The organism is Achromobacter sp. (assembly GCF_057314935.1).
The window spans coordinates 1-2640 of sequence record NZ_DBHKZA010000183.1 but is presented as its reverse complement, the minus strand read 5'-3'; the positions used below and the strand labels follow the sequence as shown (position 1 = coordinate 2640).

The window sequence follows — 2640 nt, the reverse complement described above, 5'->3', positions numbered from 1 at the left end:
CCGGCACCTTCGCCGACTGGTTGTTGATGGTGCTGAAGGACTGCGACCAGCCGGTTTCCGTGGGCTGCGGCACGCTGACCTGGCACTGCGCCGAGCGCGAGCTGTCGTACTGGATGGTGCTGAGGTCCACGTCGATGAACGGAATGCCCGCGAACATCACCACCACGATCGCGACGAACACCCGGTTCTCGATACGGGCGGCACTCAGAACGCCTTTGTTGCCCTCGTCAGCGCCTTCCGCGCGGGCCTTCAGCCACTCCTGCACGACGATGGCGACGAAAGGCAGCGCGAACACCCCGCTGGACACCAGCACGGCCCAGATACCGTTGTTGACGATCCAGGACACGAGGGTGAGGTAGTACTCCAGATAGTCGGTCGTGAAGAGCGTCATGGTCCCGATCTCCCCTCAAGCGGCCTCCATCAACAGGCTGGTTTCCAGCGCGACGATGGCGACGACGCTGGCGACCTCGGTGCGGATCAGCCGGCGCCGCGCCTGCCCATCTGTCCCGCTTTGGTCTTCGCGGGCGAGCACCCGGCGGCGCATCCAGAACCATCCATAGGCCGTTGCCGCGTACACGCACAGCCGCCAGATGAAGAAATACCCTGCGGAGGCCGTCAGCCACCGTTCCCAGCCTGCAACGCTGCCGACTAGGTAGATGCCCGCGACGTTCGCCCCCACGGCGGCGGCAACGATCAGCACCAGCCACAGCAGCGTCTTCGCCGCGCGCCGGCTGAACAACCAGCGCAGCGGCCGCCAGGCCATGCGCGCCGGGCTCATGGCCGACTCCCCGGGTTGCCCTTCTGGAGCTGGTCGAGACGGTCCGGCACAGGATCGCCCTCGTAGATGCCGCGCGAGCCGGCCGCACGTGCGCCGTGGCGCTGGATGATCGCCATGGGTGAGTTGTTCGCCAGCTCGCGCCGCAGCTCCAGTTCGGTCTTGAGGTTGCGAATCTCACGGTCGAGCGTGTCGCTCTCGTGGTTCACCGCCTCAACGGCAAGCTCGTTGGCCGCGACGTTGGGCTCCTTCTTGCCCGTGAGCAGCGTGCGCTGCAGCAGCAGCGCTTTCTCCAGCACGGACGCCAGCGCGACTTCGGACGCCAAGCGCTGCGACAGCAGGTGCTGGTCGGGCTCGTCGCGCAGCGCCTCGATCACGCCGCGCGTGATCGGCAGCGACGCGCTGCCAGCTTCGCGCAGGTTCTCCGGCGTCGTGTTCTTGGCCTTGGTCACCAGGTCCTGGAGCGCCTGCAGCTTGGCGTCGTACTCCTCCTGGATCAGCGGCGTGAGCCCGACGCCCGGCGTCGTCTCGGTCTTGGTGCAGGCATCGCACGTGCGCTGCTCCTTCTCGCCGAGCACGCGCGTGGCCCACTCGACGGCGGCCTGCGGAGAGGCCCAGGTCTGGCACGAGAGGCTGCTGCAACTGGCCGGCGCGATGGATGAGGTGTCGGTCACGCCGCGGCCGTTGACCAGGTTGTAGCCGGCGCGGGTGACATCGCCGACGACCTTGATCGCGGGCTGGCCGGAGCCGCCCGCGTTGCTGCCCCCGACCCACGGCACGCCGTCATTGCCGCGGCGCGTCTCGGCTTGCTCGATGGCCGAGACCGCATCCGTGCTCGACACGGCATCGCGCAGCGCCAGCCCTTCGGCCATCTGGCTCCAGCCGAGCTGGCCGCCCGCCATTTCGGCCATCTTCTCGGCCATGGCACGGCACGTCAGCTTGCTGCGGTCGAAATCGAGTCGCGCCTGCAGCACGCCATTGGTGAGCAGGTTGTACAAACCGGGATCGGCCCGCTGGATGATCAGCGCGGGCAACGATGCCACCGCACTGGTGGCACTCTGGATCACCGACGACATGATTTGCTGGAAGCCGTTGGTGATGCCGTTAAGTTGGTTCTTCAACGTGGTCTGGATGCTCATGTCGCCGCAGATCAAGTTGCTGTTCCAACCCACGCCGACACCGAGAGAGCGCATGCCGGCCGCACGGCCCATCGACACGGCGTTGCCGCCACCGATCGAGTACATGACGTCATCGCCGATGACACTGCCGCTGGTCTGGTAGCCCAGTTGACCCCAGGCCACGCCGCTGCCCAGCGCGAGGGCGCCGGCCAGCGCCAGGACGATCTCCGTGCGACGTGCCCGGCGGGAGAACGGATTGAATGCAGGACGGAACTTCATGGCACCACCTCAGAGAAAATCGACGCTGCCCAGGAACACTTGGCCCCGGCGTTCGCAGCAGGCATACGGCCGCCACAGCGCCCATGCGTAGTCGCCTTGCTGCGCCTGGGTAAGAAAGCCGCTGCGCGGGAAGACCGTGCAGGACGACGACAGGACGGGCGTGAGTTCTTGCCACTTTCCGGTCGAGGCATCGCCCTCCATCAGCGCGCCTGCCGGCCAGTAGCCGTCGCGGGAGTTGGCAAGCAACGGCTGATAGACGTGGATCTGCCCCCGGCGCGTGACCACATCGCCTGCACGCTGGGCCACCACTGCGCCGGCCTTGAAGTCGTCGGTCTGGTGCAGGAAGCCGCCACGGGGATACACGTTGCCCCACAGGTTCATCGTGGTGCGTGCGCCGACCTCACGCCGGCCCGGAATCAGCGCTTCCGGGTAGGCCATCTCGGGCACGTTGTAGCGCCAGGCCAGCGT

The 2640-nt window shown here is 67.2% G+C and carries 4 protein-coding genes; all 4 read right to left on the bottom strand.

Translation table 11 applies throughout. The annotated features are described in order from the left end of the window. Positions 1-391, bottom strand: a 391-nt coding sequence (locus ACO6D5_RS29895) for a conjugal transfer protein TraG N-terminal domain-containing protein (protein ID WP_485827411.1), incomplete at its 3' end; no start/stop codon positions are given. A 15-nt stretch (positions 392-406) separates the two neighbouring features. Further along, a complete protein-coding gene (locus ACO6D5_RS29890; RefSeq protein ID WP_047219619.1) occupies positions 407-778 on the bottom strand; it encodes a hypothetical protein in 372 nt (123 codons plus the stop codon). Beyond that, on the bottom strand, positions 775-2172 hold the full coding sequence (locus ACO6D5_RS29885; protein ID WP_039016603.1) for an integrating conjugative element protein: 1398 nt from the start codon (positions 2170-2172) through the stop codon (positions 775-777). Before ACO6D5_RS29885 ends, ACO6D5_RS29890 begins: the two co-directional genes overlap by 4 nt. Positions 2173-2181: 9 nt before the next feature. Continuing rightward, positions 2182-2640 (bottom strand): TIGR03756 family integrating conjugative element protein (locus ACO6D5_RS29880; protein ID WP_485827410.1); only part of this gene is annotated, 459 nt, incomplete at its 5' end.